This window comes from Micromonospora sp. NPDC050397, assembly GCF_044901685.1.
In the GTDB taxonomy this organism is placed as follows: domain Bacteria; phylum Actinomycetota; class Actinomycetes; order Mycobacteriales; family Micromonosporaceae; genus Micromonospora_G.
Map to the genome: position 1 here is coordinate 1 of NZ_JBJDPS010000046.1, position 1,843 is coordinate 1,843.

At 56.0% G+C, this 1,843-nt stretch carries 1 rRNA gene; it reads left to right on the top strand.

From position 1 onward, the window contains the following. Window positions 1-1,843, top strand: a 23S ribosomal RNA gene (locus tag ACI2K4_RS36270); the annotation flags it as partial.

Here is a 1,843-nt window from a genome sequence, read left to right on the forward strand (position 1 = left end):
AGACGAGTCAGAAACCGTTGGTGTAGGCGAAGGACATGCGAAAGGTCCGGCGTAGAGGGTAAGACCCCCGTAGCTGAAACATCAACGGCTCGTTTAAGAGACACCCAAGTAGCACGGGGCCCGAGAAATCCCGTGTGAATCTGGCGGGACCACCCGCTAAGCCTAAATATTCCCTGGTGACCGATAGCGGATAGTACCGTGAGGGAATGGTGAAAAGTACCGCGGGAGCGGAGTGAAATAGTACCTGAAACCGTGTGCCTACAAGCCGTGGGAGCGTCGCGCATCGAGCTTGCTCGGTGCGTCGTGACTGCGTGCCTTTTGAAGAATGAGCCTGCGAGTTAGCGGTGTGTAGCGAGGTTAACCCGTGTGGGGAAGCCGTAGCGAAAGCGAGTCCGAATAGGGCGTTTGAGTTGCACGCTCTAGACCCGAAGCGGAGTGATCTAGCCATGGGCAGGTTGAAGCGGAGGTAAGACTTCGTGGAGGACCGAACCCACCAGGGTTGAAAACCTGGGGGATGACCTGTGGTTAGGGGTGAAAGGCCAATCAAACTCCGTGATAGCTGGTTCTCCCCGAAATGCATTTAGGTGCAGCGTCGTGTGTTTCTTGCCGGAGGTAGAGCACTGGATAGGCGATGGGCCCTACCGGGTTACTGACCTTAGCCAAACTCCGAATGCCGGTAAGTGAGAGCGCGGCAGTGAGACTGTGGGGGATAAGCTCCATGGTCGAGAGGGAAACAGCCCAGAGCATCGACTAAGGCCCCTAAGCGTACGCTAAGTGGGAAAGGATGTGGAGTCGCAGAGACAACCAGGAGGTTGGCTTAGAAGCAGCCACCCTTGAAAGAGTGCGTAATAGCTCACTGGTCAAGTGATTCCGCGCCGACAATGTAGCGGGGCTCAAGCGTACCGCCGAAGTCGTGTCATTCATACACATATCCTCAACGGGAGTATGGATGGGTAGGGGAGCGTCGTGTGCCGGGTGAAGCAGCCGCGGAAGCGAGTTGTGGACGGTTCACGAGTGAGAATGCAGGCATGAGTAGCGATACACACGTGAGAAACGTGTGCGCCGATTGACTAAGGGTTCCTGGGTCAAGCTGATCTGCCCAGGGTAAGTCGGGACCTAAGGCGAGGCCGACAGGCGTAGTCGATGGACAACCGGTTGATATTCCGGTACCCGCTTTGAAACGCCCAATACTGAATCAGGCGATGCTAAGTCCGTGAAGCCGGCCCGATCTCTTCGGAGTTGAGGGTAGTGGTGGAGCCGACGAACCAGACTTGTATTAGGTAAGCGATGGGGTGACGCAGGAAGGTAGTCCAACCCGGGCGATGGTTGTTCCCGGGGTAAGGGTGTAGGCCGTGTGGTAGGTAAATCCGTCACACATTGAGGCTGAGACCTGATGCCGAGCCGATTGTGGTGAAGTGGATGATCCTATGCTGTCGAGAAAAGCCTCTAGCGAGTTTCATGGCGGCCCGTACCCTAAACCGACTCAGGTAGTCAGGTAGAGAATACCGAGGCGTTCGGGTGAACTATGGTTAAGGAACTCGGCAAAATGCCCCCGTAACTTCGGGAGAAGGGGGGCCATCACTGGTGATCCGATTTACTCGGTGAGCTGGGGGTGGCCGCAGAGACCAGCGAGAAGCGACTGTTTACTAAAAACACAGGTCCGTGCGAAGCCGTAAGGCGATGTATACGGACTGACGCCTGCCCGGTGCTGGAACGTTAAGGGGACCGGTTAGTGCACTTTCGGGTGTGCGAAGCTGAGAACTTAAGCGCCAGTAAACGGCGGTGGTAACTATAACCATCCTAAGGTAGCGAAATTCCTTGTCGGGTAAGTTCCGACCTGCAC